The sequence below is a fragment of the Allobosea sp. GW823-FHT02B03 genome, from assembly GCF_058797755.1.
Genome location: NZ_JBXAJY010000003.1, coordinates 166,027 through 191,886, shown reverse-complemented (window position 1 = coordinate 191,886; position 25,860 = coordinate 166,027). Strand labels below are relative to the sequence as shown.

Below are 25,860 nucleotides of genomic sequence, written 5' to 3'. Positions count from 1 at the left end.
GGCGTCTCGCAGGGTTGGCTGTCTTCAGCCCATGAGGATAAGGCCGCCGGTCGCGACCACGAGGATGACGAGGCTCGTGCCGGTGACGAGCGCGATGTGGCGCCAGCCAAGCCGCGCCATCGCCGCGATCGAGGTGCCGAGGCCCAGCGCCGCGATGGCGATCAGCAACCCCCAGCGCGAGGCTTCGAGCAAGGCGGCCCGGATCGGCTCGTAGACGCCGGCAAGGGCGGGCTGTGTGGCGATGGCGCTGTTCACGAGGCACAGGATGAGGAACACGATCGCGAAGACCGGCACCGGCACCTTGGCCGCGCCGTGCTCGCCGCCATGGCGGGTCATCCACCAGCCGACGACCAGCACCGAAGGCAGGAGCAGGAAGACCCGGAAGAGCTTGACGATCACCGCCGCATTGGCCGCCTCGTCGGAGACCGACTGACCGGCACCAACGACCTGCGCGACGTCGTGGATGGTCGCGCCCAGCATGACGCCGGTCTGTTGCTCGTTGAGGCCCAGCCAGACACAGATCAGCGGGTAGGCCAGCATCGCGACCGTCGCCAGCGCATTCATGGCGATGACGGTGAAGGCGATATCCGCCGCCTTGCCGCGATAGTCGGGCACGACGGTCGCGGTGGCGAGCGCGGCCGAGGCGCCGCAGACGGCCGTCGCGACGCCGCCGAGGGCGCCCATGCCGGTCTCGCGGCCGAGCAGGCGCGCCAGCGCGAAGCCGACGACGATCGTCACGGCCATGGAACCCACGACCAGCACCGCCGTACCGATCCCGAGCGCGATGATGTCGCCGAGCGCGATGCGCAGCCCGAGCAGCGCGATCGCCCAGCGCAGCATTTTCTTGACGCAGAAGGTCATGCCCGGAAGGAAGCGCTGGTTGTTTGCGACCAGATGCAGCGCCATGCCGATCAGGAGCGCGATGACGACGGCGGGGATGCCGACCTTGCCGCCAGCCAGCTGCTTCAGCACCGGCTCGGCGAGCACCGAGACGATGGCCACGGCTGTCGAGAGCGCGATGCCCGGCAAAAGCTTGGCCAGAACGCCGCCGCGCGCTTCCTCGGTCAGAGCAGCCATATCATTCCAGTCCGATTACGAAGCGCAGATGCGGCTCGTCGCCGTAGCGCGGATTGACGAAGGTCTCGGTGAGCACCCCGCCATTCTTTTCGATGACGCGGCGCGAGAGGTGATTGTCGTGGTCGCAGACGATCTCGACCTGCGATAGCCCGACATCGCGCGCCTCGTCGAGTATCAGCGCCAATGCTTCAGTCGCATAGCCGCGGCCGCGATGGACCGGGAGCAGCGTGTAGCCGACATGGCCGAGCACATGCTCCGGCAGTTCGGCCGTGCCGTCTTGCCAGCGTAGGCCGATCGTGCCGATCAGCGGCTCGCCAGGCTGGTCGAGCGCGACGATCCAGCGCAGCCGGTCGGGCAGGCGCTGGACTTCGGCTCCATCGGCCAGGCGGATCATCTCGCCCGGCCGGAGCAGCCAGGCAATGAACTCGCCCGGATCCTGTTCGATCCGGGCAAGATATTCGCCGGTCACGTCGCGCGAATTGTTCGGCGACCAGCCGGCGCGCATCGCATCGGCATAGGCGTCGAGCAGCGCGAGCGAAGGCACGCGCAGGCCGACCCGCGACGCCTCCCCCGCCGAGCGCTGCCCTGGCGCCGCCACCTGGCTCACGCGCTCCGATAGAGCTTCGTCATCGAGAACTCGCGATGGCCCAGCGCCTCGGCTGCCGTGAGGCGGCCATTCGCCGTACGCACGATATTCTCGATCAGCGCGTCGCCCGCCTGCGGGATCGTCATGTCGCGGCGCAGGATGCCGGAGACGTCGACGTCGATATGCTCGGGCATGGTCCGCATCGTCTTCGGGTTGCCGGTGATCTTGATCACCGGGACGATCGGGTTGCCGATGACGTTGCCCTGCCCGGTCGGGAAGGTGTGCACGACATAGCCGCCCGCCGCCATCAGGGTCACGCACTCGGCCGCCGCCGAGGAGGTGTCCATATAGTAGAGGCCCGGCCCGCTCGCGGGCGCCTCGGCCGGCTGCAGGATGTCGATGAACTTGCACTCGCGGCCGATCTTCTCGAGGTTGCCGAGCGCCTTCTCCTCGATCGTCGTCAGGCCGCCGGCGATGTTGCCCTTGGTCGGCTGCGAATCGGAGAGATCGTCGGTCTTGTGGGCCTCGATGACGTCGTCCTGATAGGCCTTCCACATCTTGTACCAGCGCTCGCCGACCTCAGGCGTTGCCGCCCGGGCCTTGCAGAGATGCTCGGCCCCGGTGATCTCGGAGGTCTCGCCGAAGACGCCGTAGACGCCGCGCGGAATCCACTTGTCGTACATGTTGCCGACGGTCGGGCAGGAGGACAGGCCGGTGGTCGTGTCCGACTCGCCGCACTTGGTCGAGACCCAGAGCTCCTCGATGCCGCACTTCGTGCGCTGCAGCTCGGTCGCCCACTGCACGAACTCTTTGGCCACATAGGAGGCGCGGGCGATCGTCGAGATGTCGCCATGGCCCTCGATGCCGAAGCCGACGACCGGCTTGCCGGTCTTGGCGATGCCGTCGACGACGCGCTTGGTCCAGCCATCCTCGATGCCGATGACCACGACGGCGGCGACGTTCGGGTTCGAGCCGGTGCCGATCAGCGTGCGGAAATGGACCTCGAGATCCTCGCCGAACTGCAGGCGGCCATAGGCATGCGGGATCGCCAGCGTGCCCTTGACGTTGTTGGCGACGGCTTCGCAGGCGGCGTTGGAGAGGTCATCGAGCGGCAGCAGCAGCACATGGTTGCGCACGCCGACGCGGCCATTCTCGCGGCGCCAGCCGAAGAAGGAGTCGAGCGAGCGGCCGGTCGGGCGCTTGATCTGCGGCACCTTGAACTCGGGCGCCTCGATCTTGCGGCCTTTGACGCGGCCGAGCTTGCCCTTCACGAGATCGAAATTGGCGACGATGGACGACATCAGAAAATCCTCGACTGGGGGGCTCTACCGGCTGCGGGAGCCCGAATTTCAGGAACGGCGACAGGCAGCGCTCACCAGCGCTTCGTCTTCACGTTGTGGACGTGGAGATGCTCGCCCTGGCGGATGTCGCCGATGGCCTTGCCGATGTCCTGGCCGTACTTCCAGATCGTGTCGCCCTTCTTGATGTCCTTCAGCGCGACCTTGTGGCCGATCGGAATGTCCATCTTGGCGGTCAGCCGGAAATCGGAATTGTCGTGGGTGATGACGCCCAGCATGTCGGTGCCGGCCTTCAGACCCTCGACCACGACGACGCCGACGGTGTCCTTCTTCTCGTGCACCAAGAGATGCGGCTTGCTCATTCCGGCCTCCTTGCTTGTTCCTCGGGCGATTTGTCGGGCCTCGTGAAAATCGGGCTCGACCTTCCCGGCGCCAAGTCTTATATAAGACACATGAGTGTGCACAAGCTGGAAAATGCAGCACCGTCGAACGAAGCCGGCATGCCCGAGGCTCTGGGCTTCCGGCCGCTCTATCGGCAGGTGAAGGCGATCTTCGTGCGCCGCCTCGTCGATGGCGTCTGGGCGCCCGGCGCCGTGCTGCCGAGCGAAGGCCAGCTCGCGGCCGAGATCGGCGTGAGCCAGGGCACGGTGCGCAAGGCGCTCGACGAACTCGCGGCCGAGAACCTGGTCGTGCGCCGCCAGGGCCGCGGCACCTTCGTCGCCGAGCATGACGAGCGCCGCATCCTCTTCCAATTCTTCAAGCTCGCGCCCGACCAGGGCGCGCCGCGCTTTCCCGACAGCGTCGTCCTGAGCACCGCGACCGGCCTCGCCGATGCCGGCGAGCGCGAGGCGCTCGACCTTGCCGAGAGCGACAGCGTGATCCGGATCCGGCGCCTGCGCTCCTTCGGCGAGACGCCGCTGATCATCGAGACGCTGAGCCTGCCGCAGAGGCTCTTTCCCGGGCTCGAAGCGGGCCCGATCCCGAACAATCTCTACAGCCTCTATGCCGGCCATTACGGCGTGACGATCGCCCATGCGCGCGAGCGCCTGAAGGCGATCGCGCTCACGGCGGAGGATGCAGCCGTACTCGGCGTCGCCGCCGGCGACCCGGCCTTGCAGATCGACAGGCTCGCCTTGTCGCTCGACGGCATGCCCGTCGAGCGAAGGCTCAGCCTCTGCCTGACACAGGAGGTCCACTACCTCTCCGACCTGCGCTGAGGGGCGCCGGGCGGCAGAGACCGCACTTTCCAAGCAAGCCGCCGCAGAGCGGTCAGACTTAACCGGAGGAAGTGAATGATTGCAGGTTTCAGACGCTTGCTGGCGACGCGCCGTAGCGCCCTCGCCGGCTTGATGGCATTCGCGCTTTGCGCACCCGCCGCAGCACAGAATTTTCCCACCAAGCCGATCACCCTGATCGTGCCCTTCGCGGCCGGTGGCCCGAGCGACGTGATCGCGAGGCTGCTCGGCGAGCATATGGGCCGGACGCTCGGCCAGCAGGTCGTGGTCGAGAACGTCGCCGGCGCCGGCGGCACGGCAGGCGCCAAGCGCCTCGCCACGGCCGAGCCCGACGGCCACACCTTGCTGATCCACCACCTCGCTTTGGCGGCCGCGCCCGCGCTCTACAACAATCTCGGCTACGATACGCAGACCGCGTTCGCCCCGGTTGGCCTGGTCAACACCGGGCCGATGGTCGTTGCCGGCAAGCTCGCCCTGCCCCCGGTCGACGGCAAGGCCTTCTTCCCCTTTGCCAAGCAGCAGGCCGACAAGCTGACCGTCGCCCATGCCGGTGTCGGCTCGAACGCGCATCTTTGCGCCGTCCTGCTTTCGCAGGCTCTGGGCGTGAAATTCGCCCAGGTCGCCTATCGCGGCACCGGACCGGCCATGAACGACCTCGTCGCCGGCCAGGTCGACGTGCTCTGCGACCAGTCGACCACCGCGGTGCCGCAGGTGCAGGGCGACAAGATCCGTGCCTATGCGGTGACCTCGGCCGAACGCCTCGATGTCCTGCCCAATGTTCCGACTGCGGAGCAGGCCGGCACCAAGATCGACATGACGATCTGGCACGGGCTCTATGCGCCGAAGGGCACGCCCGCAGCGGCGCTCGACAAGCTCAACGCTGCCCTGACCGCTGCGCTGAAGCAGCCGAGCGTGCTCGAACGCTTCAAGGCCGTCGGCACCAGCGCCTTCCCGCAGGCCGAGTGGACCCGCGAAGCGCATGCAAAGCGCTTCTCCGCCGAGGTCGCGAAATGGGCGGCCTCGCTCAAGGCGGCCGGGGTCACCCAGCAGAACGTCAACTGATCGGCGACACGCGCCGCTCGCAACTGCGGGCGGCGCGTGCTACCGGCGGAACCATGTCCGCCAATCTCGTGCCCCTCGAAAGTCTCCTGGACCTGCCGAACCATGCCCGCCTGCTCGGGCTCGATCTCGGCACCAAGACGATCGGCCTCGCGCTTTCCGATGTCGAGCGCCAGATCGCGACGCCACTGGAGACGATCCATCGCGTCAAGTTCGGCCTCGATGCCGCAGCCCTGCTGAAGATCGCCGAAAAGCACGCCGTCGCCGGGCTGGTGATCGGCCTGCCGCTCAACATGGACGGCACCGAAGGCCCTCGCGCCCAGTCGACACGTGCCTTCATCCGCAACCTGTCACCGCTGACATCGCTTCCGATCGTCTTCTGGGACGAACGCCTTTCAACGCTCGCCGTGACGCGGACCCTGCTCGATGCCGACGCCTCGCGAGCCAAGCGTGCGGCGGTCGTCGACAAGATGGCCGCCGCCTATATCCTCCAGGGCGCGCTCGATAGGTTGGCCCGGCTGGCGCCGGAAGAAGAATAGACCGCAGCTCAGGGCATAGCCTGGTCGCAGACTGGCGACTTCAGCCGAGAAGGCATCGTCGTGCTCCGAGGTCGCAGGGCACATCCTCCCCCATGACGGCATGCGCCCGCAAAAGAATCGCCACCGCCGGCAGGCGATGGCGATCGATCAAGCGGATTGGCTGACGCAGAACTGCCTAAGCCAAGTTCGTGCCAGCTTTGTGCTCAGCGGTAGCTGCCGCCGGCCGGGTCGCGAATATTGTCCGGAGCATAGCCGTAGCCATAGTAGCGCGGGGCGTAATAGCGGCGCGGTGCGACATAGACCGGTTCCTCATAGACATAGCGCGGCCCATACCCGTACCCGTAGCCATAGACCGGTTCCGCGTAGGCCGGCCGGCTGGCCGCGATGGCCGCCGCGCCGAGGACGCCGAGACCGACGCCTGCTGCAATGGCGGCGCCGCGATTGGCCCGCCAACCGCGGCGGTAATAATACTGCGAGTACTCGGCCTGTGCTGAGTCGAGACGGCTCTTGTCGAACGAAACAGCGCGACCCTGCTCGGCCGATGCCGGTGCCATCGTCGCTGCCAGCAGGCCACCGGCCAGCGCTGCGGTCAGGGCGAGGCGGCTCTTTCCAAATTCAAGCATGGCTCTCTCCTCTAGGCGGGGTGTCCGCCCGTACCGTGGAATCTGGAGGTGGGCCGGTGAATGGCAGCTGAACCAATCGCGGCCGACCATTTTCTGGGACAATCGCCTTTCGACGCTGGCCGTCACGCGGACCTTGCTCGATGCCGACGGGCATGACGCCGACGGTCATCGCCGTGACATTGAGCCGACGCTGCAGACCGCAGCGCTGGCCGGAGGGCGCCGAAATCGGTGGGGAGTTGTCATCCTTCTCAAAACTCGCAGGAACCAAACAGGGTGGTGTACTGCCCGAAAGGCCGTCACCGCCGGAAAGCGGTGACGCTTTCACGATCTCGATCAGCCACGATCAGGCCCTTCTAAGGGCTGTCGCCGTTCGGCGAGAACGCGGCCGAACCGAAAGCTCAACGATACCCTGGACCCATAGGGTCCCAAGTATTGTTGGGGTAATAGACATAGGGCTTCTGGAGATAGGTTCCGCCCGCCGGGTCGCGAATGTTATCGACATACTGGCCACCAACATAATAGTAGCCATTGCTGCCCAAGTAACCGGGGGAACGTTGGACATAGCTTCCGCCCGCCGGATCCCGGATATTGTCCGGCGGATAGGCATAGGGGCTCGGCGTGTAGGTACGAACGGCAGGAGAACGATAGCCGGGCTCTACATAGACCATGTTACGCCGATATTGCATGTAGTTTGCGGGCACAGTGTCGAGACGACCTCTGTCGAGCTGCGCTTCTCCGCGCTCCCCCGCTATCGCCGGGGCAGTGGTCAAAGCGACGAGGCTGCAGGCAGCGGCGGCCGCTACGACGAGACACCTCTTTCCCAGTTCAGACATGGTTTTCTCCTCTCAGAGAGTATCCGCCCTGTCGGGGAAACCTGCCCAGGCTCGTTGCTGCGCCTGAACCTCCCGGAGCAATCGCGGACGGAGATAAACGTCGCCGCTGCCGAAAGGTTCCATGGCCGAAAGACTGCACGCAAAGATTGCATTTCAGGCAAGGCGAGGTCATGATCGGCGTACAGTCTTGTGCCAGAATGATTGTCAGAAGCAGCCAAACTCGATGAGCCAGCCCTCACAAAAGCGCCGACAAACCGCGAAAATAAAACCTAAAAACAATATGATAAGCGAAGGCGTGCCGCGTGATTCAGGTGTAATTCGGCATGGATCACGAGCCACTCCAACCCCACCCGCGGCTACACAACTTTCAGTTGCTCTCTATATCGAGGAGATGAGCCAGGAACTCGCGGTCATGGCGCGCGCTGCCCGGCTCGACAGCCTGGCCTACTTCATCGACATGACCCGGCTGGAGGCCGAGATAACCCGACGCAGCTGCGAAGCTCAGCAACTGGCGGGCAGGCGCACACAGGCGTGATTCAGAAGCGGCGCGACAGCGCTCCGCCCGCATGGCGCTGTACGGCGCCCTCCAGCTCCAGTTCGAAGATCGTCCGGCTGACCTCGCGGACCGGATCGCCGCTGGCTCGGACGAGATCGTCCAGGCCGATGGGCGCGACGCCAATCAGGCCGAGCAGCCGAGCCTTGCGATCTCCGGCATCCGGCGCTCGAAAGGCAGCCTCCGTCCGCGAGGCCCCGGCGTCCAGGCGGGGGGCCGCGCCGATACCCGGCAGGTCGAGCTCATCCCAAAGCGACTGCGAGGTCGCCGCCTCGCTTCCTTCCTCGCGCGCCAGCAGCGGCGGAGAGGCGAACAGATCGTTGCGCCCGAGCATAGGCCCCAGCACCTCGATCACATGCTCGGCTTCCGCACACAGGATCGCGCCTTCGCGTATCAGGTGATTGCCGCCCTCGGCCCTCGGATCGAGCGGCGAGCCCGGCACGGCGAAAACCTGCCTGCCCTGCTCATTGGCGAAACTCGCCGTGATCAGCGATCCCGATTTGCGCGCCGCTTCGACGACGATCGTGCCGAGCGCCAGCCCGGACACCAGCCGGTTTCGCCGAGGGAAATCGCGTCCGCGTGGCGCCCAGCCGATCGGCATCTCGCTGACCGCCGCGCCGCGCTCGCACAAACGTTCGAGCAGGGGCAGGTTCTGCGGCGGGTAGACCTCGTCGAGGCCGCCGGCCAGGACCGCGACGGTGCCGCTTTCGAGGCTCGCCCCATGCGCAGCGGTGTCGATCCCGCGCGCCAGCCCGGAAACGACCACGAAACCGGCGTCGCCGAGCTGCCGCGCGAGCAGCGCCGTAAGCTTCAGCCCGGCCGCCGACGCATTGCGCGAACCGACGATGGCGACGCAGGGCCGGTTCAGGACGGACGGATTGCCCTGGACGGTGAGCAGCGGCGGCGCCGAGTCGATCGCCTGCAAGGGCAGCGGGTAATCCGCTTCGCCCAGCGCAATCAGCCGCGCGCCGCGGCGCCCCAGCGTCTCGAATTCGCGCTCGGCCTCTGCCGGCGAGCAGATCTTCAGGCGTTTCCCGGCCTGGCGGGCGAGGTCAGGCAAGGCGTCGAGCGCCGCGGCGGCCCCACCGAAACGGTTGAGCAGCGCGCGGAAGGTGCGCGGACCGATGCTCTCGCTGCGGATCAGGCGAAGCCATTCCAGGCGCTGCCGATCGTCGAGAGCCGGGCCCGGCATGAGATTCTATCCCTTCTGGCCGATCTTGCCTTCGCTGCCCGCGAGCAGGCGCGCAATGTTCTCGCGATGCATGAACCAGAGCAGCACGGTGAGGATCGCCATCAGAGCGGCCGCCTGCGGGTCTCGCACCCAGAACCAGAACAGGAGCGGCGTCAGCAGCGTCGCGACCAGCGCCGACAGCGAGGAGTAGCGGCTGAGATAGGCGATGCTGAGCCAGATCGCGGCGAAGGTCACCGCGATCGGCCATTTCAGTCCGATCAGGATGCCGAGATAGGTCGCGACGCCCTTGCCGCCCTTGAAGCTGAGCCAGACCGGAAAGAGATGCCCGACGAAGGCGCCGAGACCAGCGACCAGCGCGGCATTCCTGCCGCCCAGCAGATAGCCGGCGAGCACGACCGCGGCCGTGCCCTTCAGCATGTCGCCGACCAATGTCAGCGCTGCGAGCTTCTTGTTGCCGGTGCGCAGCACATTGGTCGCGCCGATATTGCCGGAGCCGATGCTGCGCAGATCGGGTCCGCCAGAGAGCCGGGTCAGGATGATTCCGAAGGGGATCGAGCCGAGCAGATAGCCCAGGACGAGGGCCATCGCGCCCTGCGGGCCCGACAGTGCCCAGGTCAACGTGTCAGCCATAGAGCCTCCCCTGCCCTTTGGGCGAGATTAGAGCAGGATTCCGGAAAGTTGGAACCGGTTTTCGCATGGCGACCGCCAGGATGCTTGCTGCGGCAGCGGTGCTTCGGGCCTTCAGACGTGTTCGCCACGATAGACCGCAACGCCGCCGACCATGGTCACTTGCACCATGCCCTGCAGCCTCGCCTCGTCGAAGGGCGAGTTCTTGGCCCGCGACTTCAGTTTGCGCTTGTCGACGACAAAGGGGGCATCAGGATCGAGCAGGATGAGGTCCGCCGGCGCGCCGGCGACGAGCCGGCCGCAATCGAGGCCGAGCAACCCGGCCGGCCGGCCCGACAGCGCGGCGAAAAGCGCCGGCAGATCGATCTGGCCGGCGTGGAACAGCCGAAGGCTCGCGGAAAGCAGAGTCTCGATGCCGAGCGCGCCATTGGCCGCCTCGGCGAAGGGCTGGCGCTTGGTCTCGACATCCTGCGGGTCGTGGTCGGAGACGATCACGTCGATCAGCCCCTCCGCGATGCCCGCGACCATGGCAAGGCGCTCGTCCTCATGACGCAGCGGCGGCGAGACCTTGCAGAAGGTGCGGTACTCGCCGACATCGTTCTCGTTGAGGCAGAGATTGTTGATCGAGACTCCGCAGGTGACGGCGAGACCGTCCGCCTTGGCGCGGCGGATCAGCTCCAGCGAGTCGGAGCAGGAGATCATCGCGGCGTGGTAGCGGGCCCCGGTGGCCCGGGCGAGACGGATGTCACGCTCGAGCATCACCGTCTCGGCCTCGACCGGAATGCCGGGCAGGCCCTTGCGGCTGGCGAACTCGCCGAGATTCATCACCCCGTCGCCACGCAGCTCGGGGTCTTCGACATGGTTGATCAGCAGCGCGTCGAAGTCCCGGCCATAGATCATCGCCCGGCGCATCACCTGCGGGTTGCGCACCGCCTTCGCGCCATCGCTGAACGCGACCGCCCCGGCCTCCAGCAACAGGCCGAACTCTGTGATCTCCTTGCCGGCGAGCCCCTTGGTCAGCGCAGCCGACGGCAGGACGTTGACGATCGCCTTGTCACGGGCCCGGCGCTTGATGAAGTCAATCACCGAGGGATCGTCGATCGGCGGGTCGGTGTCAGGGCGGCAGAGCACGGTGGTGACGCCGCCGGCTGCAGCGGCCTGCGAGCCGGTGCCGAGCGTCTCGCGGAACTCCGCGCCAGGCTCACCGAGAAAGGCGCGCATGTCGACGAGGCCGGGCGCCAGGACGAGGCCGCGTCCCTCGATCCGCTCGGCCCCTTCCGGCAGTGCCGGAGCAGCTTCGCCCCAGGCGACCGAGGCGATCATGCCCTCGCGCACGAGCACGGAACCGCGCTGCTCGCGGCCGGACGCCGGATCGACGAGCGTGGCGTCGAGAATGGCGAGGTCACGCGCCTGCGTCATCGGGGTCTCCTTGCGGCCGGCGCTGCCGGCGAACCAATTCGGTCTGCGCGTGAGCGACCTGCTCCATGCGCGCGACATGCCGCCAGAAGGCACAGGCTCCGGCAACCAGGGCGGCGGCGATCAGCCAGTTCGTAGCCGAGCGCGGATCGGCGGCCAGGAAGATCGCGGCGCCAAACCCGAACATTGCCGCGACGAAGGCGCGCGCACGCCGCAGAATCCCGAGCGACCAGCCGAAGAAGCGGGAGATGAACCACGCCACGGCTCAGGCATTGGGCAGGTGCTGGGACAGCGCGTCCAGCACCGCCATGCGCACCGCGACGCCCATCTCGACCTGCTCGCGGATCAGCGACTGCGCGCCGTCCGCGACCTCCGAGGAGATCTCGACGCCGCGATTCATCGGGCCGGGATGCATCACCAGCGCGTCGGGCGCCGCCAGTTCGAGCTTGTCCCGGTCGAGACCGAAATAGCGGAAATACTCCTTGGGGGACGGCACGAAGGCGCCGTTCATCCGCTCGAGCTGCAGACGCAGCATCATCACGATATCGGCGCCCTCAAGGCCCTTGCGCATGTCGCGGAAGACCTCGACGCCCATGCGCTCGACCCCGGCCGGCAGCAAGGTCGAGGGCGCGATCAGCCTGACCTTGGCGCCGAGGGCGTTGAGCAGGATGATGTTGGAGCGGGCGACGCGCGAATGCAGGATGTCGCCGCAGATCGCAACGGTCAGCCCCATGATCCGCCCCTTGTTGCGGCGGATGGTCAAAGCGTCGAGCAGCGCCTGCGTCGGATGCTCATGGGCGCCGTCCCCGGCGTTGACCACCGAGCAGCCGACCTTGCGGGCGAGCAGGTTCACCGCGCCGGCCGCATGGTGGCGCACCACCAGGATGTCGGGGCGCATCGCATTCAGCGTCGCCGCGGTGTCGATCAACGTCTCGCCCTTCTTCACCGAGGAGGAGCCGACCGACATGTTCATGACGTCGGCGCCGAGCCGCTTGCCCGCCAGTTCGAACGAGGCCTGCGTGCGGGTGGAGGGTTCGAAGAACAGGTTTATTTGGGTGCGGCCGCGCAGGGTCGCGGTCTTTTTCTCGACCTGTCGCGACAGCGCCACATAGGCGTCGGCCCGGTCGAGGAGCGCCTCGATATCCAGATGCGAAAGCCCCTCGATTCCGAGGAGATGGCGGTGCGGATAGAGGGGTGCTTGCGAGGTCATTAAAGCAGGCTGTTTAGGCGCGCCCCAACCCGCGCGCAAGATGGCGCGCGGGCTGCTGCACAGGCTTTCTCAAGCAATCTCCACGCCGGCACCTGCCGACATGCGAAGCTTCACTCGCCCTTCACCGCATAGACGTGCTCCGGCCCGGGGAAGCGACGTGCCTTCACCTCGTCGGCATAGGCCGACACCGCCTCCCGCACCTGCCCGGCGAGGCTGCCATAGGTCTTGACGAATTTCGGCACGCGCCCGGTCAGCCCAAGCATGTCGTCGAGCACCAGGATCTGCCCGTCGCAGGCGGCCGAGGCGCCGATGCCGATGGTCGGGATCGCGACCCTTTTTGTGATCTCGGCCGCCAGCGGCTCGGCCACGGCCTCGACCACCAGCGAAAAGGCTCCCGCCTCGGAGATCGCCTCGGCATCGGCCAGGATCGCCGGCCATTCCGCCCGCTCGCGCCCCTGCGCCTTGAAGCCGCCGAGCGTGTTCACCGCCTGCGGCGTCAGCCCGACATGCCCCATCACCGGCACGCCGCGCTCGACCAGGAAGCGCACCGTCTCGGCCATGCGCAGCCCACCTTCGAGTTTCACCGCGCCGCAGCCGGTCTCCTTGAGGATTCGCATCGCATTGCGCAGCGCCAGCTCGCGGCTCTCCTCATAGGATCCGAACGGCATGTCGACGACGATCAGCGCCTTCCGTGTCGCCCGCATCACCGCCTGTCCGTGCAGGATCATCATGTCGAGGGTCACAGGCACCGTGCTGTCGAGCCCGTAAACCACCATGCCGAGCGAGTCGCCGACCAGGATGAAATCCGCGACCTCGTCGACCAGCGCCGCCATCGGCGCCGTATAGGCGGTCAGCGAGACGATCGGCTCGCCCGATTTGCGTCGGCGGACATCCTGCGCGGTGACGCGGCTGACGCGGACTTGAACGGACATCGGCGCTCCCCCATTTCTGCTGCACCGCCCAGTTCGCGGTTGCGGGAGCGCCCTACCCCGTTCCCCACTTGACGCAAAGCACAATCGCAGTTTGACAGCGGCGACGGGCTGAACCACTTTCGCGCGCAAATTCCGAACCTTCGGAGCCTCCACCTGCCGCGCCCGCCGCCTTCCCGGCCGGGTGCGCGGTGGCGGAGGCTGTCTCATCGAGTATCCGCATCATGAAGCTTCTCGTCGTCGAGTCGCCGGCCAAGGCCAAGACGATCAACAAGTACCTGGGCTCCGACTACGAGGTCATCGCCTCGTTCGGGCACATCCGCGACCTGCCGGCCAAGGACGGCTCGGTCGATCCCGAGAACGATTTCGCCATGCTCTGGGAGATCGAGGGTCGCGGTGCCAAGCAGGTGTCGGAGATCGCCAAGGCCGCCAAGAACGCCGAGAAGATCATCCTGGCGACCGACCCGGATCGCGAGGGAGAGGCGATTTCCTGGCACGTTCTGGAGGCGCTGAACCAGAAGCGCGCGATCAAGGGCATCCCGGTCGAGCGCGTCACCTTCAACGCCGTCACCAAGGAAGCGGTGCAGACCGCGCTCGCCAATCCGCGCCAGATCGACCAGGCGCTGGTCGACGCCTATCTCGCCCGCCGCGCGCTCGACTATCTCGTCGGCTTCACGCTCTCGCCCGTGCTCTGGCGCAAGCTGCCGGGCGCCCGCTCGGCCGGGCGCGTCCAGTCGGTGGCGCTGCGGCTGGTCTGCGATCGCGAGCGCGAGATCGAGGCCTTCCGAGCCCGCGAATACTGGTCGCTCACCGCGACGCTCGCGACCAGGACCGGCGCGACCTTCGACGCCCGCCTCAGCGGCGCCGACGGCAAGAAGATCACCCGGCTCGACATCGGCACCGGCGAGGAAGCCGCCGCCTTCAAGGCCGCGCTCGATACGGCGGCCTTCAGCGTCGCCGAGGTCGAGGCCAAGCCGGTCAGGCGCCACCCCCAGCCACCCTTCCAGACCTCGACGCTGCAGCAGGAAGCCTCGCGCAAGCTCGGCCTCGCCCCGGCCCGCACCATGCAATTGGCCCAGCGCCTCTATGAAGGCGTCGACATCGGCGGCGAGACGGTCGGCCTGATCACCTATATGCGTACCGACGGCGTCGACATGGACGGCTCGGCGATCGCCGCGGCGCGCCGCGTGATCGGCAAGGAGTTCGGCGACAATTACGTCCCGCAGGCTCCGCGCAAATACACGGTCAAGGCGAAGAACGCACAGGAGGCTCACGAAGCCATCCGCCCGACCGATCTCGGCCGCTTGCCGGCGATGGTCGCGCGCCATCTCGAGCCCGAGCAGGCCAAGCTCTATGAGCTGATCTGGAAGCGCACCATCGCCAGCCAGATGGAATCCGCGTCGATCGAGCGCACCACGGTCGACATCGCCGCCAAGGTCGGCGCCCGCGATCTCGAACTGCGCGCCACCGGCCAGGTCGTGCTCTTCGACGGCTTCCTGACGCTCTATCAGGAGAGCCGAGACGACGAGGAAGACGAGGATTCGAGGAAGCTGCCGCCGATGAAGGCCGGCGACCCGCTGGAGAAGCGTGCCATCGCCGCCGACCAGCACTTCACCGAGCCGCCGCCGCGCTTCTCGGAAGCGAGCCTGGTCAAGCGCATGGAAGAGCTCGGCATAGGCCGTCCCTCGACCTATGCCGCGACGCTCGGAACGCTGCGCGACCGCGAATATGTCCGCATCGAGAAGAAGCGCCTCGTGCCCGAGGACAAGGGCATGCTCGTCACGGCGTTCCTGGAGAGCTTCTTCAAGCGCTATGTCGAGTTCGATTTCACGGCGAGCCTCGAGGAGAAGCTCGACCGCGTCTCCAATGCCGAGATCGACTGGAAGGCGCTGCTGCGCGAGTTCTGGGAAGAGTTCACCGCGACGATCGGCGAGACCAAGGAGCTACGTGTCACCGAGGTGCTCGACTCGCTGAACGGCATCCTCGGCGATTACGTCTTCCCGCCACGCGCCGACGGTGGCGATCCGCGCCGCTGCCAGGTCTGCGGCACCGGCACGCTCTCGCTCAAGCTCGGCAAGTTCGGCGCTTTCGTCGGCTGCTCGAACTATCCCGAATGCCGCTTCACCCGGCCACTGACCGTGCCGGCCGAGGGCGAAGGCTCCGGTGAAGGCGGCGGCCAGATGGTCAATGGTGTGCGCGTGCTCGGCACCGATCCGGATAGCGGGCTCGAGGTCAGCGTCCGTGAGGGCCGCTTCGGGACCTATGTCCAGCTCGGCGAGGGCGAGAAGCCGAAGCGCTCCAGCCTGCCCAAGGGCGAGAATGCCGCAACGCTCTCACTCGAGAAGGCGCTCGCGCTGCTCTCGCTCCCCCGTGAGGTTGCGCGCCATCCGGAGAGCGGCGAGCCGATCCTTGCGGGCATCGGCCGTTACGGGCCTTACGTCCAGCACGGCAAGACCTACGCCAACATCGACAAGGACGACGACATCCTCGACATCGGCGCCAACCGCGCCATCGACCTGATCGTCGCCAAGGAAAGCGGCGCCGGCGGCCGGCGCTTCGGCGCTGCGGCCGCGCCCGGCCGTGAGCTCGGCGACCATCCCTCCGGCGGCAAGATGGTGGTGCGCGCCGGCAAGTACGGGCCCTACGTCAACTGGGGCAAGGTCAACGCCACCCTGCCGAAGTCGATGACGCAGGAGGAGATCACGCCCGAGCAGGCCATCGAGCTGGTCAATGCCAAGGCGGCAGCGGGCGGCGGCACCAAGACCAAGGCGAAGGCAAGCGCCAAGCCTGCGGCCGCCAAGGCGCCGGCAAAGGCGAAGAGCACCACAGCCAAGAAGACTGCGACGCCCAAGAAGGCCAGCGCAACCAAGAAGACCGCCAAGACCGAGGACTAGTCTCGACCGGGCGGAGTGCAGTTAACGCTGCATTCAAAACCCTAGGTTACCCTGCGTCGCCGCAATCAAAACGACGGCGCAGGGGAACAGCATGAAATCCATCAGGACCCAGATTCTGGGGTTGATCGCGATTGTCGCGACCGGCGCCTTGGTTGCGGTCGGCTTCGCCTTGCTGGCGATGGCGCGCATCGACACGATGAACACACGCTCCTCGCAGCAGAACCATATCGCGCTCTCGGCCGAGCGGCTCAATGTGGCGGTCAACCTCGTCGTCGCCGATTCCTACCTCATCTACACCGCCCGAAACCCGCATCTGGCGGGCATCGCGGCGACGACGGTGGAGGCCGGACTGTTCAATGTCGAGCAGCGCCGCAAGGACCTCGCCGAGATCATGCCCTCCAGCGAGAGCGAGCGCATGGAAAAGGTCAGCGGGCTCATCGCCGAGTTCATCGCCATCCGCACGGAAACGACGCGCCTGGTCCGCGAGATTTCGGCCCGCGCCGCCGAAGCCTGGGGCAACAGCGATGCGAGCAGGAAGAACCGCGCCGCACTTCAGGAAGAGCTGACCTCGCTCAGCAGCTTCAACGAGACGCGCGCCAATGAGCTTGATACAGAGTCCAGCGCTTTCTCGGCGCAGGTGCGGATCTGGCTGCCGACAGCGCTGATCCTGGTGCTTGGTGGCGCCATTGCAGGCGCGCTCATCTTCTCCCGGCGCTCGATCATCCGCCCCCTCGTCGATCTCGGGGGAACGATGACTCGCCTGACCGCGGGCGACACCCGGATCGAGGTTCCCCACACCGCGCGCCGCGACGAGATCGGCGAGATGGCGCGGGCAGTTTCCGTGCTGCGCGAGAGCACCGAGCAGGTCGCGCTGCTGCAGGAAAAGGAGCGCGAGGCTTCCGCGGCGCGCATTCGTTCCGCCGACGCGATGGCCTCGGTGGTGTCGGATGTCGGCGAGGTCGTCACCGCGGCCGCTGCCGGCGATTTCTCGGCGCGGCTGCAGATCGACGATGGCGACGCACAGATGCAGCAGCTGGTCGAAGGCATCAACGAGATCAACACCGTGGTCGACAACGCCACGACCGAGTTCGTCGCGGCGCTGCAGGCGCTGGCTGCCGGCGATCTGACCCAGCAGGTCCCGACCGCCTATCGCGGCCGCTTCGCCGAGCTGAAGGACGCGATCAACGAGACGATGGCGCGTCTGTCCTCGACGGTCAGCACCATCCAGGCGATGTCGGCCGATGTCGGCCTTTCGGCCCGCGAGATCAACACGGGCTCCGACGACCTGTCGAAGCGCACGGAGGAACAGGCCTCCTCGCTGGAAGAGAGCGCCGCGACGACCGAGGAGCTCGCGGCCTCGGTCAAGGCTGCGGCCCAGGCCGCCCAGCAGGCCGTGCGCCAGGCCGGCGAGGCCATGCAGGTCGCGCAGGCCGGCGGCAACATCGTCACCGAGGCCGTCTCGGCCATGGAGCGCATCGAGCAGGCCTCGAAGAAGATCTCCGACATCACCCGTGTCATCGACGACATCGCCTTCCAGACCAACCTCTTGGCGCTGAACGCGGCGGTCGAGGCGGCACGGGCCGGCGATGCCGGCAAGGGCTTCGCCGTGGTCGCGTCCGAGGTCCGCACGCTCGCGCAGCGCTCCGGCGAGGCCGCCAAGGATATCTCGGGCCTGATCTCGTCCTCCAACACCGAGGTCGAGGCCGGCGTGAAGCTGGTTCGCCAGGCCGGTGACGCGCTGACCCGCATCGTCGCCGCGTCGCAGAACGTTCAGGCCACCGTCTCGGATGTTGCCGCCGCCTCGAACGAGCAGGCCAACGGCATCGAGGAGATGAGCCAGACGGTGGCCCATATGGACGAGATGACACAAGCGAACGCGGCGCTGGCCGAACAGAGCGCTGCCTCGGCCAGCGCGCTGTCGAGCAAGATCGGTGAGCTTAATGCCCTTGTCTCCGGCTTCCGGACGAGCGCGGGCTCCGGCAGCGGGGCGTGCCAGTCGGTCGTCATCGAGCCGATCGGCGCCCCTGAGCCGGAACGGCTGCGCAGGCTGGCGGAAGCCGCCTTTGCCGAGCATCAGCCGGCGCCTCGCCGGGAGCGCCCGACAGCGATCCCTGCGCCCGCCTCGGCCCGCAAGGTCGCCAATGCGCGCGGCGGCGACGCCGGCTGGGAAGAGTTCTGAAACTGAAGCGCCGGTCGGGCGGCACCATCGCTGCTGCCCGACCCCAAACCAAAGCCCGCGAGATCGGCGATGAGCCTTGCGCAAAGCTGCCCGGTCAGCGCCGCCCTATGCGCTGCAGATGGCAGATCTTGACCCGCCCACCCCGGCCGTCAGGGCGCCAGTTGCAGCCCGGGTTGCGCGGCTTGCCTCGGTAGAGGTGATAGACGCCGCGATTCCGGCGGTCGAAGCGCTGGTTGGAAGCGTCGTGCCCGCCGATGCGGACATTGCTGCCGAAGCGCACCTCGGCATTCGCCGGCATCGCCGAGACGAGCAGCAGAGCGAACATGCCCGCAATCGGGAGCCCTCCTGCCCCGGTCCGCAACCTCGCCATCCCGCCTCCTACAGAAATCCGATCCAGCGCCCGGCCAGCAGCGTCGCCAGCCAGAGCGTCGCCGAGACCGCCGCCCGGAAACGCATTGCGCCCGTCACCGTGCCGTCCGCGAGCGCCCTGCGGTAGCCGCCGGCATGCTGCAGCCCGATATTGGCGATGGCGAGCACGAGCAACCCTAACTTCCAGAGGAAGGCCTCATTGGCGAGATACTCGTCCGGCTTGACGGTAAACAGCCAGAACCCCGTCGCCAGCGCCAGCGCCAGTCCGAAGGCGGCGGCGCGCATCAGGAAGGCGCCGATCACCGCCAGCGGCACGGCACGGAAAAAGCCGAGCAGCCGCAGGTCGAGCGGCAGGACCGCGCCGACGAGCAGGCCGACCCCGAGGATATGGGCAGCGTTGACGAAGAGATAGGCCGTGCCGGACTGCCGGATCAGCACGGCACCCGGCCAGGCCTCAAGGCCGGCGACGAGATCCATCGGCAGCGTCAGTTCGTGCGGATCCGCTCCGGATACATGTCGTAGTTCTTGCCGGCGAGCACGATCCGGACCGCTTTCATATGCGCCTTGCTCTTGTCGAGATGCCGGTTGCCGATCGCGGTCACCGCATCGCCCGCCTTGGCGGTCGTGCCGGTGAAGCCGGAGCGCTCGGTCTGGTTGGGATTGCCGAGATCGACCTGCCAGACCTTGCCGTCGGCGGCGGTGACCATCAGCATCGGATGCGGCGGCGCCATCGCGATGCTGCGGATCGTGCCCTTCAGCTCCATCTGCTCGCCTTCGGCCCAGGACCAGCCGTGATGGGCGATGACCGGCGCGCCGGCCAGCATGGTTCCAGCCAGCGTCAGCCAGACCAGGCTGCGGCGGGAAATCGGCGAAAGAAGGCTGAGACGCGTCATGGATCGGCTCCCCATGGCTTCTGGCGGCTGCCGGGGACTATACCGCCCGGCGTCGCCCTGCCCATGGAAGAACCGCGCCTTCGCGGTTCACGATCCGATCAGCTGCCGATCAGCCCCGGCCGGGCACCACGACGAGCCGCGTGATCTCGCCGCGCAGGAAAGCCTGCAGGAAACGGTCATAGTCCTTGACCGAGACGCAGCCATTGGAGTCGCCGCGCGGGCCGAGCAGGTAGCTGTGCACCAGGAGGCCGGTGCGGCCGAAGATCTTGCCGGCGCCGCCGACAGGATGCATCCGGATCGCCCTCACGCCATGGAACAGCGCCTCGCGCTCGGTCAGCGTATAGACATGCGGCGGCGTCGGCCCGTGCATCCGCACATGGACATAGCGCAGATCGTTCATCTTCTCGCCGAGGCCGGAATTCGCCACGAGCCGCTCGCCATTCGGCAGATAGAGCGTGCGGGCGCTGATGTCGTAGACCGCCGTCTTGGGGCCGACGCTCATCGGCGAAGCCATCGGAGATGGCGCCGGGGCCGGCTCGGGCGCCACCGTCAGGCCGCTGCCGCGACGCCCAGAGATATCGTCCTGCGGGGCGGCATAGGCGAGCTGCGTGCCGGTGGTCGGCGTCCTCGCGCCGAAAATCTTCTCGAGGAAGGACCGGTTGTCGACGGGCGGCTCGGCCGCGGCGGCGACATCCTTGCTCCGGCGCGAGGCGCTGCGGGCCGCGGCACGCGGCTCGGGCACCGACGGGAGCTTGAGATCGGACGGGCGCGGCACCGGCAAGGGGCTGATCAGGGCGATCTTCTGTGCCGGCTCGGCTGCCGGCGGGACAGGCGGCAGGATCGCCGCGACCGCGGGGCTGGAGACCGTGGACGGCGCGATCGAGCCGGTCGTCTCAGGATCGAGCGCGGCAAGCTTCGGCGCCGGCTTCGCTGACTGGAAGCCTCCGGCAAGCGGCCGGCTTTCGGCCATCGGCCGCGCGACATAGCCGGCGACATAGCCGGGTCGTAGCACTGGCAGCGCAGCGACGCTCGCAGGAGCGGCAGCCTTGACCGGCAACGTCCGAGCGACCTGCGTGGGCGCATCATGCGCACCACCGGCTTCGCCACGCGTGCCCTGCCAGAACGAAACACCTGCGGCGGCAGCCCCGCCGATCGCGAACAGCATGGCTAGCCGCAGGAACGGACCGGAGCGGCGCCGACGCCCGAGGCTATAGGCATAGCCGGTCGACCTGTTCGAATAACGCATACGCAACGCCTCGGGACACATGAGCACGCCGCCAGGACCCAGTGACGACACCCGTCGCTTATCCAGCGATCAGGGCGTTGCCGGCCGATCCGTGGTTTCGGGAAGCGCCCAACCTCGTGCCTTCATTGAGCGCGCGCTTGGTTAATCCTGGATGAATCGCAACGAAAAAAATCGACGCGACATCCGGCAACGAAAAGGCCGGTGCACCCGCCGACGGCAGGTGCACCAGCCCGTTCGGGACAGTGCTAGAGCGGCTTCAGCCCAGCCTCGATCGCCGCCCGCTTCGCTTCGAGGAAGGGCGGCAGCGACAGGGCTTCGCCCATGGTCTCGGCCGGCTCGTCGGTGGCGAAGCCCGGGCCGTCGCTGGCGATCTCGATCAGGATGCCGTTCGGCTCGCGCAGATAGAGCGAGCGGAAGTAGAACCGATCGACCGGCCCGCTATTGGGATAGCCGGATTCCCGCAGCCGCTCGGCCCAGGCGTCGTATTCGCCGAAGCTCGGCGTCCGTAGCGCCAGATGATGCACGCCCCCCGCCCCTTCGCGGGCCTGCGGCAGGCCGGGCTCGACCGCGACGTGCAGCTCCGCGGCAGGGCCACCCTCGCCGATCTTGAAGACGTGGATGTCCCCGGAAGCATGCGGCGCGTGCTGGTAGTTCGAGGCCCGCTCCAGCCCGAGAAGCTTGGTCAGCACGAGTTCCGTGCGCTCGATCTGCGGCACGGAGATCGTCACCGGCCCAAGCCCGCGAATCTGGTGCTCGGCCGGAACCGAACTCTTCTCCCAGACCGCGAAGGGAATCTCGCCGCCATCCGCGACGAGCGTCAGGCGCTGCCCCTCGGGATCCTCGAAATCGAGCGCCGCCCGACCATTGATCGTGACGATGTCCGAGACCGCGACGCCCGCCGCCGAAAGCCGCTGCCGCCACCATTCGAGCGAGGCTTCGTTCGCGACGCGCAGGGCGGTGCGGACGATCGAATGGGTGCCGCGCCGCGCCGGAGCCGTCGGCCAGTCGAAGAAGGTCAGATCAGTGCCGGGCGAGCCGGCACCGTCGGCATAGAACAGGTGATAGGCCGAGGTGTCGTCCTGGTTGACGGTCTTCTTGACCAGCCGCAGGCCGAGCGTCTCGACATAGAAGCGGTGGTTCTGCGCGGCCTGCGCGGTGATCGCGGTGACGTGGTGGATGCCTGTGAGTTGCATGGCGTGAGCCCCTATCCTGGCGGCGTCACCTTTTCGGCGACGCACGCTGTTGCATCGGTCGCCACCAAGATAGGCATTGCCGCTACGCCATAAACCCGGGCCCGCGACAATCGTACATTGCAAGAACGCAATGAACTCTATGGCTTCGCAGGCGGCGCTCCGGCCGGGGGCGGCGACAATGCCGGCTTGTCAGCCTGATCGCCTGGGTTAGTCGGGGTAGTGCAGTCCTGAGGCTTCTTCTCGCAGTCATACACCATCGTTGGCGCTGCCGACTGGCCCGCCTGCCCAGCCGAGGGCAGGATCATGTTCTGCCCCTTGTCGACCTGGGTGGGATGGGTCGTCTGCGGACCCACACCGGGCTGCTCGGGTGGACTCGGCGTGGTCGAAGGCTGGGCCGGCGTTGTGGTCTGGGCGAAAGTCTGGCCTGCGCCGAGCGCGAAACCGATGAGCAGTGCGAGTACGGTCGTTCCAGTGCGGCCTCGTGCCATGGCCTTGCCTCCCATCATCCGAAATGAGCTTCGGACGACAACCCACCGGCAGGCCGCGAGGTTCCGCGTTATTCCGCGGCCCGGGCCGGCTGCGCCGCGACTGCGCCCTCGCCATGGCGGCTAGGCTTTGCCTTGAGCTTGAGCTCGCGCAGCTCCTCGCGCTCGCGCGGCGTGTTGCGCATCAACTGGTCCTTGCCGGGCAGGTACTGGACCGGCTGGGCGACATCAGCCTCGTACCAGGCGGCCGCGCGCAGCACGAAGGAGGGGTCCGCCAGATGTGGACGCCCAAGCGCCACGAGATCGGCCCGGCCGGCCGCGACGATGGTGTTGGCCTGGTCGGCCGAAGTGATCGCGCCGACGCACATCGTCGCGACACCGGCCTCGTTGCGGATGCGATCGGAGAACGGGGTCTGGAACATGCGGCCGTAATGCGGCCGGGCCTTGGGCGTGGTCTGCCCGGTCGAGACGTCGACGAGGTCGCAGCCAGCCGCTGCGAACGCCTCCGAGATCGCCACCGCGTCCTCGGCGCTGATGCCGCCTTGCTGCCAGTCGGTCGCCGAGATGCGGACTGACATCGGCTTGTCGGCCGGCCAGGTTTCGCGAAGCGCGGCAAAGACTTCAAGCGGATAGCGCATCCGGTTTTCGAGCGGGCCGCCATAGGCGTCGCTGCGCCGGTTGGTCAGGGGCGAAAGGAAGCTGGCGAGCAGATAGCCATGGGCGCAGTGCAGCTCCAGCATGTCGAATCCGGCGCGCAGGCCACGCTCGGCCGCCAGCACGAAATCGGCCAGGACCCGGTCCATGTCGACCCGCGTCATCTCGCGCGGAACCTGGCTCTCGGGATAATAGGGCAATGGCGAGGCGGAGAGGATTGGCCAGGCGCCCTCTTCCAGAGGGCGGTCCATGCCGTCCCACATCAGCTTGCTCGCGCCCTTGCGCCCGGCATGGCCTAGCTGGAGGCAGAGCTTCGCCGCCGAATTGGCGTGCACGAAGTCGACGATCCGCTTCCAGGCCGCCTCCTGCTCGTCGCTGTAGAGCCCCGCGCAGCCGGGCGTGATCCGGGCATCGGCCGAGACGCAGGTCATCTCGGTGAAGACCAGCCCCGCCCCGCCGATGGCGCGGGCGCCGTAATGCATGAGGTGCCAGTCGCCCGGCAGGCCCTCCTGCGCCGAGTACTGGCACATCGGCGAGACGACGAAGCGGTTCGCGACCTGCATCTCGCGCATCCGGAAGGGCTGGAAGGCCGGCGGCACCGGCGAACCGTCCCGTCGCACCGCCTGGTCCGCGCCGAGATCCTCAGCGACGAGCCTGTCGACGGCCGCGACGAATTCCGGTGCGCGCAAGGCGAGATTGTCATAGGTGATCGCCTTGGAGCGGGTCATCAGCCCGAAGGCGAAGCGCAGCGGCTCGAAATCCCAGAAGCGCTCGAGCTGCTCGAACCAGACCAGCGAGACATCGGCCGCGTGTTGGGTCTTCTCGACCTCCTCGCGTCGTGTCGCCTCGAAGGAAGCGAGCGCCGCCTTCACGTCGAGCCCGGTCCTGCGGAAGGCGCCGTGCAGCGCGATCGCATCCTCCATGGCGAGCTTGGTGCCGGAGCCGATCGAGAAATGCGCGGTCGCCTTGGCGTCGCCGAGCAGCACGACATTGTCGACCACCCAGTTCTGGCAGCGGATCATCGGGAACTGCCGCCAGAGCGAGCGATTGGTGATCAGCCGATGGCCCTGAAGCTCCTCGGCGAAGACATTCTCCAGGAAGGCAGCCGAGCCCGCCTCGTCCATGGCCTCGAGTCCGGCGCGGGCGAAGGTCTCCGGGTCGGTCTCCAGCACCCAGGTCGATTGCCCCGCCTCGTACTGGTAGCAATGCGCGATGAAGACGCCGTGCCGCGTCTCCTTGAAGAAGAAGGTGAAAGCGTCGAAGGGCCGGGTCGAGCCCATCCAGACGAAGCGGTTCGGCCGCAGATCGACCTCGGGCGCGAAGCGCTCGCGATCGCCCTCGCGAATGCGGCTGTTGATGCCGTCGGCTCCAACGACGAGGTCGTAATCGCGCTTCAACGCGGCAATGTCGACGACCTCCTCGGTGAAGCGCAGCGCGACGCCGACCTGCCGCGCCCGCTCCTGCAGCAGCATCAGCAGGGTGCGCCGCGAGCAGCCGCAGAAGCCATTGCCCGAGATCCGCTGCTGCGTGCCTTTGAAATGGATCGAGATGTCGTCCCAATAGGCGAAGCGCGAGACGATCGCCTCATAGCTCGGCTGATCCGCCGCCTTGAACAGATCGAGCGTCTGGTCGGAGAAGACGACGCCGAAGCCGAACGTGTCGTCATGGCGGTTGCGTTCGAACACCGTGACGTCGAGCGCCGGCCAATCGCGCTTCATCAGGAGCGCGTAATAGAGCCCCGCCGGTCCGCCGCCCACCACCGCAATGCGCATGACGCCTCTCCGCAAGCTGACCGAGTTATTTTAGGTCTGAAATAATTTTCTTTCAACAGGAACGCGAAAGGTCAAGGGCGCCGGCGCGAAACGCCGTCGCACAGGAGACTCAAGGCACTGCAAAATAAGTTCATTTCTTAATTCCAATCACGATGGGTCCGGCATCCCTCCAGTCTCTTGCAAAATGCTTCAGACCTAAAATATATTGACCCGCAAGACGGGAGTGGCGGCTTCATGGCATCGACTCTGGCGGGACAGCATGCCCTGGTGAGCGGCGGCGGACGCGGCATTGGCCGCGCGATCGCCGCGGCGCTTCACCATGCCGGCGTCCGGGTCTCGATCATCGGTCGCAACGCCACCATCCTGCAGCAGGTTCTGGACGCTGGCGAGGCCGACCGGGCCGCGACCGTCGACGTCACCGACGAGGCCGCAATGGCCCGGGCCCTGGCGGAACTCTCGGCCGAGAAGCCTTTCGACATCGTCGTCGCCAATGCCGGCGCGGTCGAGACCTCCCCCTTCCGCAAGAGCGATGCCGCCCTGTTCCGGCGCATGGTCGAGATCAATCTCGTCGGCACGGTCAACAGCTTCCGCCCGACCCTGCCGGCGATGCTGGAGCGCGGCTCCGGCCGGCTGATCGCGATCGCCTCGACCGCCGGGCATCGCGGCTACCCCTATGTTTCCGCCTATGTCGCAGCCAAGCACGCTGTGGTCGGGCTGGTCCGTTCGCTTGCGCTTGAAACCGCCCGCAGCGGCGTCACCGTCAACGCCATCTGCCCCGGCTATACCGATACCGACATGGTTGCCGGCAGCATCGCCACGATCACCGGCAAGACCGGCGTGACGGCGCAGGATGCGCTGGCGCAGTTGGTGAAGGATAATCCGCAGGGCCGGCTGATCACCCCCGAAGAGGTCGCGGCGAGCGTGCTCAACCTCTGCCAGCCCGAAAGCCGCGGCATCACCGGCCAGTCCCTCCTGATCAATGGCGGGGAGTTCTGAGC

At 67.2% G+C, this 25,860-nt stretch carries 25 protein-coding genes; 7 read left to right on the top strand and 18 right to left on the bottom strand.

All coding sequences use genetic code 11. The annotated features are described in order from the left end of the window. Positions 1 to 24 precede the first annotated feature (24 nt). The 4 genes from AC1REK_RS10530 to AC1REK_RS10515 all read right to left on the bottom strand — a co-directional run bounded on the left by AC1REK_RS10530 (position 25) and on the right by AC1REK_RS10515 (position 3,323). Positions 25 to 1,077: a YeiH family protein gene (locus AC1REK_RS10530; protein ID WP_492268079.1), complete on the bottom strand. Its 1,053-nt coding sequence runs from the start codon at positions 1,075 to 1,077 to the stop codon at positions 25 to 27. A gap of 1 nt (position 1,078) precedes the next feature. Beyond that, the gene (locus AC1REK_RS10525) at positions 1,079 to 1,684 is read right to left on the bottom strand and encodes a GNAT family N-acetyltransferase (protein WP_492268080.1); all 606 of its coding nucleotides are present in this window, start codon (positions 1,682 to 1,684) and stop codon (positions 1,079 to 1,081) included. After that, positions 1,681 to 2,964, bottom strand: a complete 1,284-nt coding sequence (locus tag AC1REK_RS10520; protein WP_316021071.1) for a UxaA family hydrolase — start codon at positions 2,962 to 2,964, stop codon at positions 1,681 to 1,683. Before AC1REK_RS10520 ends, AC1REK_RS10525 begins: the two co-directional genes overlap by 4 nt. 71 nt (positions 2,965 to 3,035) lie before the next feature. Further along, complete coding sequence (locus AC1REK_RS10515; RefSeq protein WP_316021070.1) at positions 3,036 to 3,323, bottom strand: UxaA family hydrolase; 288 nt, start codon at positions 3,321 to 3,323, stop codon at positions 3,036 to 3,038. 138 nt (positions 3,324 to 3,461) lie between these two features. Between AC1REK_RS10515 and AC1REK_RS10510 the strand changes: the two genes are divergently transcribed. The 3 genes from AC1REK_RS10510 (at position 3,462) to ruvX (ending at position 5,794) form a co-directional block, all read left to right on the top strand. Continuing rightward, complete coding sequence (locus AC1REK_RS10510) at positions 3,462 to 4,178, top strand: GntR family transcriptional regulator (protein WP_492268081.1); 717 nt, start codon at positions 3,462 to 3,464, stop codon at positions 4,176 to 4,178. A 75-nt stretch (positions 4,179 to 4,253) separates the two neighbouring features. Beyond that, the gene (locus AC1REK_RS10505; RefSeq protein WP_316021068.1) at positions 4,254 to 5,258 is read left to right on the top strand and encodes a tripartite tricarboxylate transporter substrate-binding protein; all 1,005 of its coding nucleotides are present in this window, start codon (positions 4,254 to 4,256) and stop codon (positions 5,256 to 5,258) included. Positions 5,259 to 5,311: 53 nt separating this feature from the next. Next, positions 5,312 to 5,794 (top strand): Holliday junction resolvase RuvX, encoded by a 483-nt coding sequence (gene ruvX / locus AC1REK_RS10500; RefSeq protein WP_492268082.1) that lies wholly within the window; start codon positions 5,312 to 5,314, stop codon positions 5,792 to 5,794. A gap of 203 nt (positions 5,795 to 5,997) precedes the next feature. Here ruvX and AC1REK_RS10495 read toward each other — a convergent pair whose 3' ends face one another. Then, positions 5,998 to 6,417, bottom strand: coding sequence for a hypothetical protein (locus AC1REK_RS10495; RefSeq protein WP_327523743.1), 420 nt, complete (start codon positions 6,415 to 6,417; stop codon positions 5,998 to 6,000). A 398-nt stretch (positions 6,418 to 6,815) separates the two neighbouring features. Beyond that, the gene (locus AC1REK_RS10490) at positions 6,816 to 7,250 is read right to left on the bottom strand and encodes a hypothetical protein (RefSeq protein ID WP_492268083.1); all 435 of its coding nucleotides are present in this window, start codon (positions 7,248 to 7,250) and stop codon (positions 6,816 to 6,818) included. A gap of 121 nt (positions 7,251 to 7,371) precedes the next feature. Between AC1REK_RS10490 and AC1REK_RS10485 the strand changes: the two genes are divergently transcribed. Beyond that, on the top strand, positions 7,372 to 7,785 hold the full coding sequence (locus AC1REK_RS10485) for a hypothetical protein (protein WP_492268084.1): 414 nt from the start codon (positions 7,372 to 7,374) through the stop codon (positions 7,783 to 7,785). 1 nt (position 7,786) lies between these two features. Here AC1REK_RS10485 and dprA read toward each other — a convergent pair whose 3' ends face one another. The 6 genes from dprA to panB all read right to left on the bottom strand — a co-directional run bounded on the left by dprA (position 7,787) and on the right by panB (position 13,180). Further along, positions 7,787 to 8,995 (bottom strand): DNA-processing protein DprA, encoded by a 1,209-nt coding sequence (gene dprA, locus AC1REK_RS10480; RefSeq protein WP_492268085.1) that lies wholly within the window; start codon positions 8,993 to 8,995, stop codon positions 7,787 to 7,789. A gap of 6 nt (positions 8,996 to 9,001) precedes the next feature. Next, positions 9,002 to 9,625, bottom strand: a complete 624-nt coding sequence (gene plsY / locus AC1REK_RS10475; RefSeq protein ID WP_327523740.1) for a glycerol-3-phosphate 1-O-acyltransferase PlsY — start codon at positions 9,623 to 9,625, stop codon at positions 9,002 to 9,004. A 111-nt stretch (positions 9,626 to 9,736) separates the two neighbouring features. Then, positions 9,737 to 11,041, bottom strand: coding sequence for a dihydroorotase (pyrC, locus tag AC1REK_RS10470; protein ID WP_492268086.1), 1,305 nt, complete (start codon positions 11,039 to 11,041; stop codon positions 9,737 to 9,739). Continuing rightward, the gene (locus tag AC1REK_RS10465) at positions 11,025 to 11,300 is read right to left on the bottom strand and encodes a hypothetical protein (protein ID WP_492268087.1); all 276 of its coding nucleotides are present in this window, start codon (positions 11,298 to 11,300) and stop codon (positions 11,025 to 11,027) included. The genes pyrC and AC1REK_RS10465 overlap by 17 nt, the downstream gene beginning before the upstream one ends. A 3-nt stretch (positions 11,301 to 11,303) precedes the next feature. Then, positions 11,304 to 12,248 (bottom strand): aspartate carbamoyltransferase catalytic subunit, encoded by a 945-nt coding sequence (locus tag AC1REK_RS10460; protein ID WP_327523737.1) that lies wholly within the window; start codon positions 12,246 to 12,248, stop codon positions 11,304 to 11,306. Positions 12,249 to 12,358: 110 nt separating this feature from the next. After that, a complete protein-coding gene (gene panB / locus AC1REK_RS10455; protein ID WP_492268088.1) occupies positions 12,359 to 13,180 on the bottom strand; it encodes a 3-methyl-2-oxobutanoate hydroxymethyltransferase in 822 nt (273 codons plus the stop codon). A gap of 221 nt (positions 13,181 to 13,401) precedes the next feature. On the opposite strand from panB, the gene topA reads away from it, so the two are divergent. Together topA and AC1REK_RS10445 are read left to right on the top strand one after the other, a co-directional pair. Further along, positions 13,402 to 16,071 carry a type I DNA topoisomerase gene (gene topA, locus AC1REK_RS10450; protein ID WP_492268089.1) on the top strand — a complete coding sequence of 890 codons (2,670 nt, stop codon included), beginning with the start codon at positions 13,402 to 13,404 and terminating at the stop codon, positions 16,069 to 16,071. A 91-nt stretch (positions 16,072 to 16,162) separates the two neighbouring features. Beyond that, entirely contained in the window at positions 16,163 to 18,250 is a 2,088-nt protein-coding gene (locus AC1REK_RS10445; protein WP_492268090.1) for a methyl-accepting chemotaxis protein, read from the top strand. A 94-nt stretch (positions 18,251 to 18,344) separates the two neighbouring features. Here the strand turns inward: AC1REK_RS10445 and AC1REK_RS10440 are convergent, their stop codons facing one another. The 6 genes from AC1REK_RS10440 to AC1REK_RS10415 form a co-directional block, all read right to left on the bottom strand. Further along, the gene (locus AC1REK_RS10440) at positions 18,345 to 18,575 is read right to left on the bottom strand and encodes a hypothetical protein (protein ID WP_492268091.1); all 231 of its coding nucleotides are present in this window, start codon (positions 18,573 to 18,575) and stop codon (positions 18,345 to 18,347) included. 53 nt (positions 18,576 to 18,628) lie between these two features. After that, entirely contained in the window at positions 18,629 to 19,096 is a 468-nt protein-coding gene (locus AC1REK_RS10435; protein WP_492268092.1) for a DUF2214 domain-containing protein, read from the bottom strand. Positions 19,097 to 19,104: 8 nt separating this feature from the next. Continuing rightward, the gene (locus AC1REK_RS10430; RefSeq protein WP_492268093.1) at positions 19,105 to 19,512 is read right to left on the bottom strand and encodes a DUF6152 family protein; all 408 of its coding nucleotides are present in this window, start codon (positions 19,510 to 19,512) and stop codon (positions 19,105 to 19,107) included. Between the two features lie 109 nt (positions 19,513 to 19,621). After that, a complete protein-coding gene (locus AC1REK_RS10425; RefSeq protein ID WP_492268094.1) occupies positions 19,622 to 20,758 on the bottom strand; it encodes a DUF2778 domain-containing protein in 1,137 nt (378 codons plus the stop codon). A gap of 245 nt (positions 20,759 to 21,003) precedes the next feature. Continuing rightward, positions 21,004 to 21,951, bottom strand: coding sequence for a ring-cleaving dioxygenase (locus tag AC1REK_RS10420; RefSeq protein WP_492268095.1), 948 nt, complete (start codon positions 21,949 to 21,951; stop codon positions 21,004 to 21,006). A 556-nt stretch (positions 21,952 to 22,507) separates the two neighbouring features. Then, positions 22,508 to 24,862, bottom strand: coding sequence for a bifunctional salicylyl-CoA 5-hydroxylase/oxidoreductase (locus tag AC1REK_RS10415; protein ID WP_492268096.1), 2,355 nt, complete (start codon positions 24,860 to 24,862; stop codon positions 22,508 to 22,510). Between the two features lie 234 nt (positions 24,863 to 25,096). Here AC1REK_RS10415 and AC1REK_RS10410 point away from each other — a divergent pair, with 234 nt between their 5' ends. After that, positions 25,097 to 25,858: an SDR family NAD(P)-dependent oxidoreductase gene (locus AC1REK_RS10410; protein WP_492268097.1), complete on the top strand. Its 762-nt coding sequence runs from the start codon at positions 25,097 to 25,099 to the stop codon at positions 25,856 to 25,858. The last annotated feature ends 2 nt before the right edge of the window (positions 25,859 to 25,860 follow it).

Bases quoted from the DNA above. Each gene is read 5' to 3' on its own strand.
- AC1REK_RS10530 (WP_492268079.1), bottom strand. From the start codon at position 1,077: ATGGCTGCTCTGACCGAGGAAGCGCGCGGCGGCGTTCTGGCCAAGCTT.
- AC1REK_RS10520 (WP_316021071.1), bottom strand. From the start codon at position 2,964: ATGTCGTCCATCGTCGCCAATTTCGATCTCGTGAAGGGCAAGCTCGGC.
- AC1REK_RS10515 (WP_316021070.1), bottom strand. From the start codon at position 3,323: ATGAGCAAGCCGCATCTCTTGGTGCACGAGAAGAAGGACACCGTCGGC.
- AC1REK_RS10510 (WP_492268081.1), top strand. From the start codon at position 3,462: ATGCCCGAGGCTCTGGGCTTCCGGCCGCTCTATCGGCAGGTGAAGGCG.
- AC1REK_RS10505 (WP_316021068.1), top strand. From the start codon at position 4,254: ATGATTGCAGGTTTCAGACGCTTGCTGGCGACGCGCCGTAGCGCCCTC.
- ruvX (WP_492268082.1), top strand. From the start codon at position 5,312: ATGTCCGCCAATCTCGTGCCCCTCGAAAGTCTCCTGGACCTGCCGAAC.
- AC1REK_RS10495 (WP_327523743.1), bottom strand. From the start codon at position 6,417: ATGCTTGAATTTGGAAAGAGCCGCCTCGCCCTGACCGCAGCGCTGGCC.
- AC1REK_RS10490 (WP_492268083.1), bottom strand. From the start codon at position 7,250: ATGTCTGAACTGGGAAAGAGGTGTCTCGTCGTAGCGGCCGCCGCTGCC.
- AC1REK_RS10485 (WP_492268084.1), top strand. From the start codon at position 7,372: ATGGCCGAAAGACTGCACGCAAAGATTGCATTTCAGGCAAGGCGAGGT.
- dprA (WP_492268085.1), bottom strand. From the start codon at position 8,995: ATGCCGGGCCCGGCTCTCGACGATCGGCAGCGCCTGGAATGGCTTCGC.
- plsY (WP_327523740.1), bottom strand. From the start codon at position 9,625: ATGGCTGACACGTTGACCTGGGCACTGTCGGGCCCGCAGGGCGCGATG.
- pyrC (WP_492268086.1), bottom strand. From the start codon at position 11,041: ATGACGCAGGCGCGTGACCTCGCCATTCTCGACGCCACGCTCGTCGAT.
- AC1REK_RS10460 (WP_327523737.1), bottom strand. From the start codon at position 12,248: ATGACCTCGCAAGCACCCCTCTATCCGCACCGCCATCTCCTCGGAATC.
- panB (WP_492268088.1), bottom strand. From the start codon at position 13,180: ATGTCCGTTCAAGTCCGCGTCAGCCGCGTCACCGCGCAGGATGTCCGC.
- topA (WP_492268089.1), top strand. From the start codon at position 13,402: ATGAAGCTTCTCGTCGTCGAGTCGCCGGCCAAGGCCAAGACGATCAAC.
- AC1REK_RS10445 (WP_492268090.1), top strand. From the start codon at position 16,163: ATGAAATCCATCAGGACCCAGATTCTGGGGTTGATCGCGATTGTCGCG.
- AC1REK_RS10440 (WP_492268091.1), bottom strand. From the start codon at position 18,575: ATGTTCGCTCTGCTGCTCGTCTCGGCGATGCCGGCGAATGCCGAGGTG.
- AC1REK_RS10435 (WP_492268092.1), bottom strand. From the start codon at position 19,096: ATGGATCTCGTCGCCGGCCTTGAGGCCTGGCCGGGTGCCGTGCTGATC.
- AC1REK_RS10430 (WP_492268093.1), bottom strand. From the start codon at position 19,512: ATGACGCGTCTCAGCCTTCTTTCGCCGATTTCCCGCCGCAGCCTGGTC.
- AC1REK_RS10425 (WP_492268094.1), bottom strand. From the start codon at position 20,758: ATGCGTTATTCGAACAGGTCGACCGGCTATGCCTATAGCCTCGGGCGT.
- AC1REK_RS10420 (WP_492268095.1), bottom strand. From the start codon at position 21,951: ATGCAACTCACAGGCATCCACCACGTCACCGCGATCACCGCGCAGGCC.
- AC1REK_RS10415 (WP_492268096.1), bottom strand. From the start codon at position 24,862: ATGCGCATTGCGGTGGTGGGCGGCGGACCGGCGGGGCTCTATTACGCG.
- AC1REK_RS10410 (WP_492268097.1), top strand. From the start codon at position 25,097: ATGGCATCGACTCTGGCGGGACAGCATGCCCTGGTGAGCGGCGGCGGA.